A 13,983-nucleotide genomic window follows, 5' to 3' on the forward strand; every position below is an offset into this window, starting at 1 on the left:
GGCGATCGTCGGCACGCGGCCGCCGGCCTGCTCCGCGATTGTCGGCGCGGGCCGCTAGCCTGCTCGGCATGGCCAAGACAGCGCAGAAGCCCGGCTACCGCTGCGCCGAGTGCGGCTGGCGCACCCCCAAGTGGGTCGGCAGGTGCGGCGAGTGCCAGGCGTGGGGCACGGTCGATGAGGAAGGCGGGCGGGCCGGCGTCCACGTCGTGCAGGCGGGCGCCACCACCGCCCCCGCCGTCCCGATCGGCCAGGTCAAGGCCGAGGTGGCCACCGCGCGCACCACCGGCGTCGGCGAGCTCGACCGCGTGCTCGGCGGCGGCCTGGTGGCCGGCGCGGTCATCCTGCTCGCCGGCGAGCCCGGCATCGGCAAGTCCACCCTCCTGCTGGAGGCCGCCGCCCGCATCGCCGAGCGCGACACCGTCCTGTACGTCACGGGCGAGGAGTCCGCCGCCCAGGTCCGGCTGCGGGCCGACCGCATCGGCGCGATACGCGACCACCTCTACCTCGCGGCGGAGACCGAGCTGTCGGCGCTGGTCACGCACGTCGAGAAGGTCCAGCCCAGGCTGCTCGTGGTCGACTCCGTCCAGACCGTCGGCTCGGCGCAGGCCACCGGCGTGCCCGGCGGGGTCACGCAGGTGCGCGAGGTCGCCGCGAACCTCGTCCGCCTGGCCAAGGAGCAGAACATGGCCACGGTCCTCGTCGGCCACGTCACCAAGGACGGCTCGATCGCCGGCCCGCGCACGCTGGAGCACCTGGTCGACGTGGTGCTCAACTTCGAGGGCGACCGCCACTCCAGGCTCCGCATGGTCCGCGCCATCAAGAACAGGTTCGGCCCCACCGACGAGGTGGGCTGCTTCGACCTGCACGAGCGGGGCATCGAGGGCATCACCGACCCGAGCGGCCTGTTCGTGTCGCGGCGCAGCGAGCCGGTCCCCGGCACCTGCGTCACCGTCACCGTCGAGGGCACCCGCCCGCTCCCCGCCGAGGTCCAGGCGCTCGTGGCCCGCACCGAGGCGCAGCAGCCCAGGCGCACCTCGTCCGGCCTCGACACCTACCGCGTGCAGATGATCCTCGCCGTGCTCGAACGCCGCCTCAACGCCAGGCTGGGCGGCTGCGACGTGTTCACCGCCACCGTCGGCGGCATCAAGCTGGCCGACCCCGCCGTCGACCTGGCCGTCATGCTGGCCGTGGCCAGCGCCGCCGGCGACAGGCCGCTGCCGCCCGGCCTGGTCGCGCTCGGCGAGGTCGGGCTCGCCGGTGAGCTGCGCCCCGTCAAGGACGTCAGGCGGCGGCTCACCGAGGCCGCCAGGCTGGGGTTCAAACGGGCCCTCGTGCCCGCCGGATCCCTGGAGGAGGCCGGGGCCAAGCGCGGCGGCCAGCGCTCGCTCGTGCCCGTCGGGCCGGTCGCGTTCGCGCCCGGCTTCGAGGTCGTCCAGGCGGAGAACGTCTGGGACGCACTCACACACGTCACATAGCGCGGCTAAGCTGGGCCGTGACCGATCGACACGGGGGTCAGGTGGACAGGAGTCTTGACGACCGCCGTCGCGAAGCGCTGGCCGCTGTTGCGCCGGGCACACCTCTGCGCGACGGCCTCGAACGCATCCTGCGCGGGCAGACCGGCGGGCTGATCGTCCTCGGCTACAACAAGGTCGTCGAGGAGCTCTGCAGCGGCGGCTTCCAGCTCGACGTCGACTTCTCCGCCACCCGCCTGCGCGAGCTGGCCAAGATGGACGGCGCGATCGTGGTGAGCGGCGACCAGAAGATCGTCCGCGCCGCCGTGCACCTCGTGCCCGACCCGTCCATCCCCACCGACGAGTCCGGCACCCGCCACCGCACCGCGCAGCGCGTGGCCAAGCAGACCGGCCTGCCGATCATCGCGATCAGCAAGTCGATGCGGATCATCGCGCTCTACCTCGACGGCATCCGCTACGTCCTGGAGGAGTCCGCGGCGATCCTGTCCAAGGCCAACCAGGCCCTCGCCACGCTCGAACGCTACAAGCACCGCCTCGACGAGGTCTCCGGCACGCTGTCGGCGCTGGAGATCGAGGACCTCGTCACCGTGCGCGACGTCTCCGCGGTCGCCCAGCGGCTGGAGATGGTCCGCCGCATCTCCGACGAGATCAAGGGCTACGTCGTGGAGCTGGGCACCGACGGGCGGCTGCTGTCGCTGCAGCTCGACGAGCTGGTGGCCGGGGTCGACTCCGAGCGCGAGCTGGTGGTGCGCGACTACCTGCCTGCGCCGTCCGGGCGGCGTCAGCGGAAGCTCAGCGAGGCCATGCACGACCTCGACCAGCTCTCCGGCAGCGAGCTGCTCGACCTGTCGGCCGTCGCGCACGTGCTCGGCCACGGCGGCGCCGACAAGCTCGACAGCCCGGTCAGCCCGCGCGGCTTCCGGCTGCTCGCCAAGGTGCCCCGCCTGCCCGCCACCGTGGTCGACCGGCTCGTCAACCACTTCGGCGGGCTGCAGAAGCTCCTCGCGGCCAGCATCGACGACCTGCAGGAGGTCGGAGGCGTCGGGGAGTCGAGGGCGCGCAGCGTCCGCGAGGGGCTGTCCCGCCTCGCGGAGTCGTCCATCCTCGAACGCTACGTCTGACCCCGTCCTGCGGGCCGGCGCAGGCGCAGGAGGACCTGCCGGTCAGCGCAGATGGACGAGGACCTGCCGGTCAGCGCAGGTGGAACACGGCCTTCGGGCTGCGCAGCTTGCCCATGCGGGCGCCCACCACGTACGTGCCGGGCAGGGCCGACGGCGGCTCGGCACGGCAGTCGGGGCTGGAGCGGCGGCGGTTCCAGTCGAGCGTGCGCACGTAGGGCACGCCCCGGTCGAGCTGCTCGATGTCGGTGCCGGGCCCGCTCACGCAGTCGGCCGTCGACCAGATGCGGTCCTCGCCCGACATGATGCGGATCTCCATCGCCCTCGGCCCCACGTCGGCCGTGCACATCACCGGCCCGGTGTTGACCAGCGTGATCAGGAACGTCGGGTGCGCGCCGTCGGCGTAGATCTCCCCCTGACCCTGCAGGCTGAGCACGAGGTCCTTCTCGGTGCACGGCAGCCCAGGACGCCGCGTGCGCGGCGCCTTCGGCGACTTCGACGGGCTGGGCGACGGCGACGGGCTCGCCGTGCCCATGGCGAGCGTACGGAGCCCGGCCAGCAGCGGATCCGTGGACGGGCTGGGAGTGGCCGACGACTGCGCGCTGGACGTGCGCTCGGGCCCGTCGCCGCCGCTTGAACACGCCCACGCCACGACGGCCACCACCACCAGCACGGCCACCAGCACGCTCATCCGGCGGCGCCAGTAGATGTCGCCGCCGTCGCCACGCATCGAATCGGGGTCCATAGGACTAAGAATGGTAACCGAACCGCTACGGTGAGTGACGACACGCCGTAGATTGCCGGTTCGGCATACCCTAGGCGGCGTGGTCGAGCCGAACCTCCTTCACGCGCCCATCCTCGAGTGGTACGAGGACAACGCGAGAGACCTCCCGTGGCGGGCGCCCGACGCCACCCCGTGGGGCGTGCTGGTCAGCGAGATCATGCTCCAGCAGACCCCGGTGGTCCGCGTCCTGCCCGTCTGGCTCCACTGGATGGAGCGCTGGCCCGAGCCCGCGTCCCTCGCGGCAGAGCCGCCGGGCGAGGCGGTGCGCCACTGGGGCAGGCTCGGCTACCCGCGCCGGGCGCTGCGGCTGCACGCCTGCGCCAAGGCCATCACCGACGAGCACGGCGGCGAGGTGCCGTCCGACCACGCCACGCTGCTGAGCCTGCCGGGCATCGGGGAGTACACCGCCGCCGCCGTCGCCAGCTTCGCCTACGGCGGACGCCACGCCGTCCTCGACACCAACGTCCGCCGCGTCTTCGCGAGGGCCGTACGGGCCGAGGAGTACCCTCCCACGGCCACGTCGGCGGCCGAGCGGCGGCTGGCCGAGAGCCTGCTGCCCGAACTGGGGGCGCCCCGGTGGGGCGTGGCGGTGATGGAGCTGGGCGCCCTGGTGTGCACGGCCAGGTCGCCGCGCTGCGCCGACTGCCCGATCAGCGGGGCGTGCGCCTGGCGGCTGGCCGGCAAGCCGCCGCACGCCGGTCCCGCGCGCAAGGGGCAGACGTACGAGGGCACCGACCGCCAGTGCCGCGGCCGGCTGCTGGCAGTGCTGCGCGCCGCTCACGGCGCGGTGCCGAAGGAGGCGCTGGACGTGGTGTGGGACGACGCGGCGCAGCGCGAGCGCGCCCTCGACGGCCTGGTCGCCGACGGCCTCGCGGAGGTCCTCGACGACGGCACCTACCGCCTCCCCCACGCCTGACCACCGAAGCGCCCCCACCGCCGCCCTCCCTCGCGGCTGAGACCGGCTGCGGCCTGGGGCCGACGTCTTCTCCGCGCCCCCGGGTGGTCGGGTCAGCGGAGCCAGGGGGGCGTGGTGCGCTCGTCGCCCTTGGGTGCGAGGTCGCAGGCGTCCGGGTCGGACACCCCGCCCGGGTTGTACGCCTGCGCCCCGGGTGGGGCGGCCGCCACGGCGGTGAAGCCGCGCTCGGCGTCGGCGAACATCCGCCGGGGCACGCCTGCGGGCAGCACCATGGTGTCGCCGGGGCCGACCTCGTGCCGCTCGCCGTCGAGTTCGACGACGGCCGAGCCGTCCAGCCAGGTCCAGAGCACTTCGGTGTCGAACGCGTGGAGCGGCCCCTCCATGCCGGGCGTGGCGTCCACGCGCCACAGGCAGTGGTCCGCCTCCCCCTGGGTGGGCGAGGCGAGGGTGGTCATGACGCCGTTCGGCGTGCGGGTCGCGCGCGCCTGCGCGGACGGGATGACGGGCATGTTCCTCTTTCCTTTCAGACGATCCACGGGGGGACGCCGGCGTCTCCGCCTTCGGGCGTGGACGCCCTGGCCCCGGCGGGTGCGGTGACCAGCGCGGTGTATCCGGCGTCGGGGCCGGCGAGCACGCGCCGGGGGGTGCGGGCCGGCATGACGACGGTGTCGCCCGCCGCGACGGCGAACCTCTCGCCGCCCAGCTCCACGGTCGCGGTGCCCGCGACCCAGCTCCAGATCTGCTCGCGGTCGAAGTCGTGCACGGGCCCGGCGGCTCCGGGCCGGGCGTCGACGCGCCAGAAGGAGCGCGCGGCCCCTCCCTGCGTCGGTGAGGCGAAGGTGGTCATGACGCCGCCGGGCGTCTCGGACCGCCTGGCGTCGGCGTCACGTATGACAGTCACGGTGAGAACCCCTAAGATAGGCAACCACATTGTCTATATAGTTAACCAGGTTGTCTATCGTGTCAAGTGACGTCCCGGGCTTCGAGCTCCCCCTGCGCCTGCTGCTGGCCTTCCGCGTGCTCATCGACGAGCTCCACGCCGAACTGGCCCGTCAGGGCCACGCCGAGCTGCGCCCCATGCACGGATTCGTCATGCAGGCCATCGGCCCCCGCGGCACCACCGCCGTCGAGCTGGGCCGCGTCCTCGGCGTCTCCAAGCAGGCGGCGGGCAAGACCGTCGACACCCTGGAACGCCTCGGCTACGTCGAACGCAGCACCGACCCGGCCGACACGCGGCGCAAGATCGTGCGGCTGACGGCGTACGGGATGGACGCGCTGGAGCGCTCGGCCCGCGTCTTCGACGCCCTGCGCGCCCGCTGGGCCGAGGAGCTCGGCGAGGACCGCCTGCGCGCCCTGGAGTCCGACCTGCGCAGGATGACCCCCGCCAACCCGTGGCGCCTCGACATCCCCGGCTGGTTCGGCACCCTCTGAACGCGGGAAGGGCGGGCCCGCGCGCGGGCCCGCCCTTCCTCGGAAGCGATCAGGCGGCGAGCTGGAGGCCCAGGCTCGTCAGGTTCGTACGCGCCCAGGCCAGCTCCTCGGCCAGCAGCGACACCAGGGCGCCAGGGCCCTTCGCGCGGCCGGGGACCATGAGGTTGTGCGTCTCCACCTCGATGTGCGCGCTGCCGCTCACCGCGCCCGACAGCATCGCCTGCAGCGTGTCCTGCAGGACGGCGCCGGTGTTCGGCGTCTCGCCCGTGCGGCCCGGGGCGTCGCCCGCGTGGCTGTGGAGGTGCCCCAGCTTGACGACCGGCGCCCCCGCCTCGGCCAGGCCGCGCAGCGCCGCCCCGGCCTCCTCCTCGCCGCACGCCAGGTGGCAGGCGTCCAGGCACACGCCCAGGTGCTCGGAGTCGATGCCGCAGACGCGCTCCAGCGCCTGCTCGGTGGTCTCCAGGACGCAGCCGGGCCATGGCTCGAAGCCCACCCTGATGGTCTTGCCTGTGACGCTGTAGATGCCGCGCAGCTCGCGCGCCAGGCGCTCCAGCCGGCGGGTGGCGATCGTGTGCAGGTCGGCGGGCCAGTCGCGGCGCCAGCCGATGGGGATGGTGGAGATGCTGCCGAACCGCACGTCGTCGGGCAGCAGGAACGCGAGGATCCTGGCCAGCGCCATGGTGTAGCGGTAGCGCTCCGGCTTGGCCCAGTCAGGGCCGGGGACCTCCTGGTTGCGCCCGCCGGTGCCGTTCAGGCTGACGACCTCCAGGCCGCGCTCCTCCAGGGAGCGGCGCAGGCGGACGAGCTCGATGCGGTCGGCCATCAGGTGGTCGGCGACGCCGGGCGAGAGCCACAGCCCGATGCCCATCCGCTCGACGCCCAGCCTCTTGCGCACCGGAACCGCGTAGCGGGTCAGGTGGGCGATCAGGTTCTCCAGGTCCTCGGCGGGGTGGACACCTGCGTTGTAGGCGAGGTGAACGAGCGTTCCGTCATCGTGACGCAGGCGCATCGGTTTCCTCCACGGCTTACTGTTCTGTGGCGTCGCCCGCCCGGGGCGAGCGGCCTGCTGTGAGCATGCCGCCCTGCGGCCGGCGCTCGCGTCCACCCTGAGTTGATTCCTCACTACTCCTCAGGGAGCAGCCCTCACCCTAGAGAGCCGATCTTGCGGCTGACTTGGACGAGACTTGGTGACGCTCTACGCAGTGTAGTACTACTAGTCGTGGTGGTACACCTCACCATCCAACAATTCGGCAACGACCGGCCAGACCCGCCCTGACATGCGAAAACCCCCGTGTGATTCCTCACACGGGGGTTCCCGTCGAACCTCAGCGCCTCACCGGCCCCACCGGATCAAGCGCTGCCGGTCAGTGCCGGATCAGTGCCGGATCAGTGCTGGATCGGCGCGGCGATCGCGGCGGCCGAGTCGGGCACCTTGGCAACCGACTCGCCCTTGAAGATGAACTTCGCCTCGTCGCCCTCGCCCTCGACCGTCACCTTGACGACCTGCCCCGGACGCAGCTCGCCGTACAGGATCTTCTCCGAGAGGGAGTCCTCCAGCTCGCGCTGGATCGTACGGCGCAGCGGCCGCGCGCCCATGACCGGGTCGTAACCGCGGTCGGCCAGCAGCTGCTTGGCCTCGGGCGACACGTCGAGCCCCATGTCGCGGTCCTTCAGCCTGGCGTCGACCTGGGTGAGCATCAGATCGACGATCTGGATGATCTCCTTCGGCGTGAGCTGGTGGAAGACCACGATGTCGTCGACGCGGTTGAGGAACTCGGGCCGGAAGTGCTGCTTGAGCTCCTCCTGCACCTTCGCCTTCATCCGCTCGTAGTCGGACTCGGTGTCGTTGGCCCTTCCGAACCCGACCCCGATGCCCTTGGAGATGTCGCGGGTGCCGAGGTTGGTGGTCATGATGATGACCGTGTTCTTGAAGTCGACCACGCGGCCCTGGGCGTCGGTCAGGCGACCGTCCTCCAGGATCTGCAGCAGCGAGTTGAAGATGTCGGGGTGGGCCTTCTCGATCTCGTCGAACAGGACCACGGAGAACGGCTTGCGCCGCACCTTCTCGGTGAGCTGACCGCCCTCCTCGTACCCGACGTAGCCGGGAGGCGAGCCGAACAGCCTGGAGACGGTGTGCTTCTCCATGAACTCCGACATGTCCAGGCTGATCAGAGCGTCCTCGTCGCCGAAGAGGAACTCCGCCAGAGCCTTGGACAGCTCGGTCTTACCGACGCCGGACGGGCCGGCGAAGATGAACGAGCCGCCGGGACGGCGCGGGTCCTTCAGACCGGCGCGGGTGCGCCGGATGGACCGCGACAGGCCCTTGATGGCGTCGTCCTGGCCGATGATCCGCTTGTGGAGTTCGTCCTCCATGCGGAGCAGGCGCTGGGACTCCTCCTCGGTCAGCTTGAAGACCGGGATGCCGGTGGCGGTCGCCAGGACCTCGGCGATGAGCTCCTGGGTGACCTCGGCCACGACGTCCATGTCGCCGGCCTTCCACTCCTTCTCCCGCCGCTCGCGCTTGAGCTGGAGCTGCTTCTCCTGGTCGCGGAGCGCAGCCGCCTTCTCGAAGTCCTGCGCGTCGATCGCGGACTCCTTGTCGCGGCGGACGTTCGCGATCTTCTCGTCGTACTCGCGCAGGTCCGGCGGAGCGGTCATCCTGCGGATGCGCATCCGGGAGCCCGCCTCGTCGATGAGGTCGATCGCCTTGTCGGGCAGGTAGCGGTCGCTGATGTAGCGGTCGGCCAGCTGCGCGGCGGCGACCAGCGCGTCGTCGGTGATGGACACGCGGTGGTGCGCCTCGTAGCGGTCGCGCAGACCCTTGAGGATCTCGATCGTGTGGCTGAGTGAGGGCTCGGCCACCTGGATCGGCTGGAAGCGGCGCTCCAGCGCGGCGTCCTTCTCGAGGTACTTGCGGTACTCGTCGAGCGTCGTGGCGCCGATGGTCTGCAGCTCGCCGCGGGCCAGCATCGGCTTGAGGATGCTGGCGGCGTCGATCGCGCCCTCGGCGGCGCCCGCGCCGACGAGCGTGTGCAGCTCGTCGATGAACAGGATGATGTCGCCGCGCGTGCGGATCTCCTTGAGCACCTTCTTCAGGCGCTCTTCGAAGTCGCCGCGGTAGCGGGAGCCAGCGACCAGGGCGCCGAGGTCAAGCGTGTAGAGCTGCTTGTCCTTCAGCGTCTCGGGCACCTCGCCCCTGACGATCTTCTGCGACAGGCCCTCGACGACGGCGGTCTTGCCGACGCCGGGCTCGCCGATGAGAACGGGGTTGTTCTTGGTCCTCCGCGAGAGGACCTGCATGACCCGCTCGATCTCCTTCTCACGGCCGATGACCGGATCCAGCTTGCCCTCGCGGGCGGCCTGGGTCAGGTTGCGGCCGAACTGGTCGAGCACCAGGGAGGTGGACGGGGCCGACTCCTGCGGACCGCCCGCCGCGGCCGGCTCCTTGCCCTGGTAACCGTGGAGCAGCTGGATGACCTGCTGCCGCACCCGGTTGAGATCAGCTCCAAGCTTGACCAGCACCTGGGCGGCCACACCCTCACCCTCGCGGATGAGCCCGAGCAGGATGTGCTCGGTGCCGATGTAGTTGTGGCCCAGCTGCAAAGCCTCACGGAGCGACAGCTCGAGGACCTTCTTGGCCCGCGGGGTGAACGGAATGTGCCCCGACGGAGCCGACTGGCCCTGGCCGATGATCTCCTCGACCTGCTGGCGCACACCCTCAAGGCTGATGCCGAGGCTCTCCAGAGCCTTGGCGGCCACGCCCTCACCTTCATGGATCAAGCCAAGAAGAATGTGCTCAGTGCCGATGTAGTTGTGGTTGAGCATCCTGGCTTCTTCTTGTGCCAGGACGACAACACGCCTCGCTCGGTCGGTGAACCTCTCGAACATCTCGTCGCTCCTCACAGAGCGGTCAGTCAGGCCGGTTAATCCGGTCCCGTCCTCCCGCATGCTAGCCCTGGCTCGGCGAACCGTGCCCACTGCCGCTGACACGCTCTATAGCAGAGACGTTCCCCGAGAGCAGGGCGTTCACCCTCCATCCAACTACTGTTCGGGGGTGGCGTGTTCCCGATACGCCGCAAGCGAACGATGTTTAGGCCGCTTCAGCGGGGCGCCCCCATTTAGACGCCCACGACGCGCGCGGATGGAGTCAACGGACGCCGGGGCGGGCCGGCCCGGTGGGGCCTGGAGCCCGGTCATGGCACGTCCGTAACAGTTACTCCCGCCATCCTATGTGCCGCTCCAAACGGACGCCAAGTGGAGCGCTACGCCATGAGCACAACCCACGACCGGCCGCACTCCCGCTAATCGCGCATCGGGCCGCTATCCGGTCAGCGCGGTTACCGGTCGGGACGAGGTCCGTGCGAGGGGCGCCACTAAAGCCCCACGCGTCCCGCCGCCCGCAAAAGCGGTCACGGCCTGAATCGCGCGTTATCACGGAGAGTGAGGCCGACCCTAATACGGGATGACGTGCGCCGGAATCAGGACGCCTGACGGATGATGTCCGGCTAATGCCGGAACCGCCCATGGGGACGTGGAATGCGGCCGTGCCGCATTCGTTGCCGCCTCCGACAAATTCCCGCCCGCCGGGCATCAGCCGGGCAATGCGTCGTCACGGAACGTACGGGATCACTTCGAGCCGCTGAGATCCACGCAGAGCCGCCGAGGGGGTTCGGTGAGGGTTTTCAGGCGCGGCGTGCGGACGACATCGCCTCGGTGCTTCACAGGGCCGTGCCGACAATGCCAGAAGCCTGCCGCGGGGCGGGATCGCGACGCACGGGAAGGCGGGCGGGACGCACCCGCATATCAGTATTTGGACACTGTGGCCGCCTCGGCCATTGGCGCGGCGGGCCGGTCCGCGGATCGGGGCCCGGGATCGGGCCCCATTGATCCAGCGGCATTGATCCAGCGGATCGGACGGATTCGGGCCGGAGATCCGGAGAGATCCGAGAGATTCCGGCGAAAACGCGGCCCGGAGGTTTGACCCGGAGGAGTGGGCGCAGAGATTGCTGCCCGAGGATGGGATGCGGGCGCTTCCGTACAGGACGGGCGCATCATCTCCGTACAGGACGGGCGCATCATCCGGAGCCCGCCGCGACCCGGTCGAACGGCACCCGGGAAGGGACCGGGGGCGCGGGCGAAACGCGCCCTCACGCGAACGCGCGAGGATCAGCGAGGGAGCCGCCCCAGAAGGTGGAACGGCTCCGGAAAACGATCATGCGCTTATGGCGGCCGCCGGGGTCCTAGGCGAACGGCATAAGCGCATGGTCCTCGACCGGCTCGCTCAGTGAGCCGCCTCGTACTTCTCGACGACCGTGGAGGCGATGCGGCCACGCTCGCTCACCGGCAGGCCGTGAGCCTTGGCCCACTGCCGGATCTCGGAGCTCTTCTCCCTGCTCATCGCACGCTGCCCGCCCCGGCGTCCGCGGCGCGCGGCCACGGCGCCCGCCTTGCGGGCGTGCTGGACGAAAGGCGTGAGCGCGTCCCTCAGCTTCTTGGCGTTAACGTCGCTGAGGTCAATCTCATAGGAGGAGCCGTCAATAGCGAAGCTGACCGTCTCATTGGCCTCGCCCCCATCGAGGTCATCGATGAGAATCTCCTGGATCTGCTTGGCCATCTACGCAATCCTTTCCCGGAGCATTGTTTCATTCGCCTGCCCAAACATATACCCGGAAAGGCGCGGAGACAATTCAGCCCTGCGGGGATTCGCCTGACTGGCGGATCAGTTCCGGGTTCTCGGCCTGACGGCGGCGGTTAGCCCCCCTGCCGAAGCCCTCGGCCCGCAGCAACTTCACCACCCCAAAGATGAAGGCGCCCCCGACGACGAGCGGCGGGATGAGCGCTGACAATACCTCTGTTACGGCTTCCATTCGTCCTCGCCTCCACGGCTGCAGGGGTTTCGGAGCGCTTTTTGCGCACGGCCGCGGCCACAGGAGCACGGGCACGTCCCGTGCCACGCGCGCCGCCAACCACCCACACCCGACCATAGCGGCACAGAGATGCCCTTCGCCTGGCAGGGGCACCAACATCCGGCAACCCGGACGTCCCATAGCCTAATGCCAGTCTCTCCAGGCTCCTTACCGGATCAACAGAAAATTTTGCGGAAAAGGCGTCCGCGCAGGTGCGCACGGCTCAGCGAAGATCTTTGACCACGCGCGTTCCCGCGAGCCTGTCGTGCGGCCCGCGCTGCAGCGGCTTGTCGATCAGGATAGCCAGTCCGAGGGCGAACACGAGCATTCCAGCCAGGAGATTGACCACAGGAATGCCCATCAGCATGATCGCCCCTGGATAGACCAGGGACCGTTTCAGCAGCGTCCGCGGAGGAAGACCCTCCGGCGCCACGCGAATCCTCATGATCGCCTTGCCGAAGGTGCGCCCGGCTCGCGAAAGGGCCGCCCAGTCGTAGAGCGCATAACCGAGCCCCGCGCCGAACCAGGCGAGCGCGCCGGGCAGCCGGCCGCCGAACACGTCGGGCGCCCCGACAGTGCGAAAGAGGCCCCACAGCGCAATGAACAGAATGTAATAGAAGACGCCGAACGCGAGCACCTCGACGCCGCGCGCGGCCAGCCGTTCCCACCATTCCGCGGGCGCGGGACCGGCCCCGGACGGCGTTCCGGACATACCTCCACCTCGCGACGTCGGCGGTCTGGCCCCCCATTCTGGTACGCCCCGGACACACAAAACAGAGGCCGGCGCGAAGCCGACCCCTGTTTTACGTGCCGCGTGCGACTACTTGATCTTGACGACCACCGTGCCGGCGAACTTGTCGGCGAAGGTCCGCTGCAGCGGCTTGTCCCACAGCTGAGAGGCGCCGTTGACCGCGACGAGGGCCCAGGCGGCCAGGCCGCCCACGAACGGGATCACGTTGGCGATCCAGCCGCCCCACGTCCCGGCGGCCCGCTTGAGCGCCAGGTTCGAGGCCAGGCCGCCCTGCGGCATGGACACGCCCACCTGGACGACCTTGATGCCCATGACCATCTTGCCGACCGTCTGCCCCTTCATCTTGAGCAGGAAGAACTCGTAACCCACCCACAGCGCCGTCACGATGACGGCGACGATGACGCTGACCAGCGTGGCCGAGAAGAAACCGCTGGTGGCGCCCGTGCCCGACGAGTAGCTGGCCACGAGGAGGATGCCGAGGATCAGGCCGATCACGAAGTTCAGGACGAAGAGGATGACGCCGTCGATGAGCCTGGCCACCAGACGCTGCCACCACTCCGCGAGCGGCGCGGGGGCGCCGGGGGGCTGCACGCCCGCCGGCTGCGCGCCGTAGCCCTGACCGTAGGCGGGCTGGCCGTACCCCTGCTGGGGCTGACCGTAGGCCTGGCCGTACTGCTGGTCGCCGTACTGCTGCTGGGCGTACTGGGGCTGCTCGCCGTACTGCTGGCCGTACTGCGCCTGCTGGCCGGAGACGGGCTGCTGCCCGTAGCCGACCTGGCCGGAGGCGGGCTGCTGCCCGTAGCCCAGCTGGCCGTAGTCGGCCTGGGACTGCGGCTGCTGGCCGTAGCCCTGCTGGCCGTACTGCGCCTGCTGGCCCGACGGGGGCTGCTGGCCGTAACCCTGCTGGCCGTAGTCGGGCTGCGACTGCGGCTGCTGACCGTACTGGGCCTGCTGACCGTAGTCGGGCTGCGCCTGCTGGCCGTAACCCTGCTGGCCGTAGTCGGGCTGCGACTGCGGCTGCTGACCGTACTGGGCCTGCTGACCGTAGTCGGGCTGCGCCTGCTGGCCGTAACCCTGCTGGCCGTAGTCGGGCTGCGACTGCGGCTGCTGACCGTACTGGGCCTGCTGGCCGTAGTCGGGCTGCGACTGCGCCTGCTGACCGTAACCCTGCTGGCCGTAGTCAGGCTGGGCCTGCGGCTGCTGGCCGTACTGGGCCTGCTGACCGTAGTCGGGCTGCGACTGCGCCTGCTGGCCGTAACCCTGCTGGCCATAGCCCTGCTGGCCGTACGCCTGGCCGGAGGCGGGCTGCTGACCGTAACCCTGCTGGCCGTAGTCAGGCTGGGCCTGCGGCTGCTGACCGTACTGGGCCTGCTGACCGTACTGGGGCTGCTGGCCGTAACCCTGCTGGCCGTACTGCTGCTGTCCGTACCCCGGCTGGGACTGCGGCTGCTGCCCGTACGGATCCTGCTGGCCGTAACCCTGCTGGCCGTACTGCTGCTGCCCGTACTGGGGCTGCTGGCTGAAGGCGTCGTCCGCCCGGTAGCCGACCACAGTCATGTCGGGGTCGGGCTCGCCTGGGCGGCGGCCCGCATTCTGTCCGTATTC

The 13,983-nt window shown here is 70.4% G+C and carries 13 protein-coding genes; 4 read left to right on the forward strand and 9 right to left on the reverse strand.

Annotated features, from left to right (window positions below; genetic code table 11):
- Positions 1 to 68: 68 nt before the first annotated feature.
- Both radA and disA read left to right on the forward strand, forming a co-directional pair.
- A complete protein-coding gene (gene radA / locus BMX74_RS32430) occupies positions 69 to 1,475 on the forward strand; it encodes a DNA repair protein RadA (RefSeq protein WP_055509061.1) in 1,407 nt (468 codons plus the stop codon).
- 41 nt (positions 1,476 to 1,516) lie between these two features.
- Positions 1,517 to 2,593 carry a DNA integrity scanning diadenylate cyclase DisA gene (gene disA / locus BMX74_RS32435; RefSeq protein WP_055509059.1) on the forward strand — a complete coding sequence of 359 codons (1,077 nt, stop codon included), beginning with the start codon at positions 1,517 to 1,519 and terminating at the stop codon, positions 2,591 to 2,593.
- Positions 2,594 to 2,663: 70 nt separating this feature from the next.
- Here the strand turns inward: disA and BMX74_RS32440 are convergent, their stop codons facing one another.
- Positions 2,664 to 3,335: a hypothetical protein gene (locus BMX74_RS32440; protein ID WP_055509058.1), complete on the reverse strand. Its 672-nt coding sequence runs from the start codon at positions 3,333 to 3,335 to the stop codon at positions 2,664 to 2,666.
- A 79-nt stretch (positions 3,336 to 3,414) separates the two neighbouring features.
- On the opposite strand from BMX74_RS32440, the gene BMX74_RS32445 reads away from it, so the two are divergent.
- The gene (locus tag BMX74_RS32445; protein WP_091104412.1) at positions 3,415 to 4,290 is read left to right on the forward strand and encodes an HhH-GPD family protein; all 876 of its coding nucleotides are present in this window, start codon (positions 3,415 to 3,417) and stop codon (positions 4,288 to 4,290) included.
- A 92-nt stretch (positions 4,291 to 4,382) separates the two neighbouring features.
- Here the strand turns inward: BMX74_RS32445 and BMX74_RS32450 are convergent, their stop codons facing one another.
- Positions 4,383 to 4,799, reverse strand: a complete 417-nt coding sequence (locus BMX74_RS32450; RefSeq protein WP_055509054.1) for a cupin domain-containing protein — start codon at positions 4,797 to 4,799, stop codon at positions 4,383 to 4,385.
- Between the two features lie 14 nt (positions 4,800 to 4,813).
- Positions 4,814 to 5,191, reverse strand: coding sequence for a cupin domain-containing protein (locus tag BMX74_RS32455; protein ID WP_055509051.1), 378 nt, complete (start codon positions 5,189 to 5,191; stop codon positions 4,814 to 4,816).
- Between the two features lie 59 nt (positions 5,192 to 5,250).
- On the opposite strand from BMX74_RS32455, the gene BMX74_RS32460 reads away from it, so the two are divergent.
- The gene (locus BMX74_RS32460; RefSeq protein ID WP_177227602.1) at positions 5,251 to 5,721 is read left to right on the forward strand and encodes a MarR family winged helix-turn-helix transcriptional regulator; all 471 of its coding nucleotides are present in this window, start codon (positions 5,251 to 5,253) and stop codon (positions 5,719 to 5,721) included.
- Between the two features lie 49 nt (positions 5,722 to 5,770).
- On the opposite strand, the gene BMX74_RS32465 is transcribed toward BMX74_RS32460, so the two are convergent.
- The 6 genes from BMX74_RS32465 to BMX74_RS32490 form a co-directional block, all read right to left on the reverse strand.
- On the reverse strand, positions 5,771 to 6,730 hold the full coding sequence (locus BMX74_RS32465) for a sugar phosphate isomerase/epimerase family protein (protein ID WP_055509049.1): 960 nt from the start codon (positions 6,728 to 6,730) through the stop codon (positions 5,771 to 5,773).
- A 377-nt stretch (positions 6,731 to 7,107) separates the two neighbouring features.
- Positions 7,108 to 9,609 (reverse strand): ATP-dependent Clp protease ATP-binding subunit, encoded by a 2,502-nt coding sequence (locus BMX74_RS32470; RefSeq protein ID WP_055509047.1) that lies wholly within the window; start codon positions 9,607 to 9,609, stop codon positions 7,108 to 7,110.
- A gap of 1,393 nt (positions 9,610 to 11,002) precedes the next feature.
- Entirely contained in the window at positions 11,003 to 11,335 is a 333-nt protein-coding gene (locus BMX74_RS32475) for a histone-like nucleoid-structuring protein Lsr2 (protein WP_055509045.1), read from the reverse strand.
- 73 nt (positions 11,336 to 11,408) lie between these two features.
- A complete protein-coding gene (locus BMX74_RS32480; protein ID WP_055509043.1) occupies positions 11,409 to 11,588 on the reverse strand; it encodes a hypothetical protein in 180 nt (59 codons plus the stop codon).
- A gap of 262 nt (positions 11,589 to 11,850) precedes the next feature.
- Positions 11,851 to 12,339, reverse strand: a complete 489-nt coding sequence (locus tag BMX74_RS32485) for an RDD family protein (RefSeq protein WP_091104413.1) — start codon at positions 12,337 to 12,339, stop codon at positions 11,851 to 11,853.
- A gap of 108 nt (positions 12,340 to 12,447) precedes the next feature.
- On the reverse strand, positions 12,448 to 13,935 hold the full coding sequence (locus BMX74_RS32490; RefSeq protein WP_091104415.1) for an RDD family protein: 1,488 nt from the start codon (positions 13,933 to 13,935) through the stop codon (positions 12,448 to 12,450).
- Positions 13,936 to 13,983: the final 48 nt, after the last annotated feature.

Origin of the sequence: Nonomuraea pusilla (genome assembly GCF_900109355.1) — a bacterium.
GTDB lineage: Bacteria > Actinomycetota > Actinomycetes > Streptosporangiales > Streptosporangiaceae > Nonomuraea > Nonomuraea pusilla.